1 protein-coding gene is annotated in these 374 nt (G+C 43.3%); it reads left to right on the top strand.

Annotated elements, in window-relative coordinates; translation table 11 throughout:
- Window positions 1-294: GTP-binding protein (locus A3735_RS09065; RefSeq protein WP_197485785.1), on the top strand; the 294-nt coding region annotated here is incomplete at its 5' end.
- Window positions 295-374 lie beyond the last annotated feature (80 nt).

Raw genomic sequence — 374 nt, 5'->3', positions numbered from 1 at the left:
GCACATGACCATTTCGATTCGTTTGTGATTCAGATCGGTGAAGTCGATAGCGATAAAATTCAAGCAGCGATACAAAACGTTGTTAGTGACTTCAATATCTTCAGAGTAAAAGGTTTTGCAGCTTTGCCAGGTAAGCCAATGAGACAAGTATTGCAGGCTGTGGGTAAGCGTCTAGACAGTTATTTTGACCGCCCATGGCAAGCAGGCGAGCCAAGAAAAACATCGCTCGTTTTTATCGGAAAAGGCATCGAGAAAGCGGTCATCCAAAGCGTATTAGAAAACGCCCTGGTTTAGGTGGACGGGTTTAGGCAAACAGGTTTAAACGCACCCATTAGACAAGCGATATTGAAAGGCAGAATTTGGTGATTTTTTTA

The organism is Oleiphilus sp. HI0061 (assembly GCF_001635675.1).
Note: the sequence above shows the minus strand (reverse complement) of the source record. Positions and strands in the feature narration are given on the sequence as shown.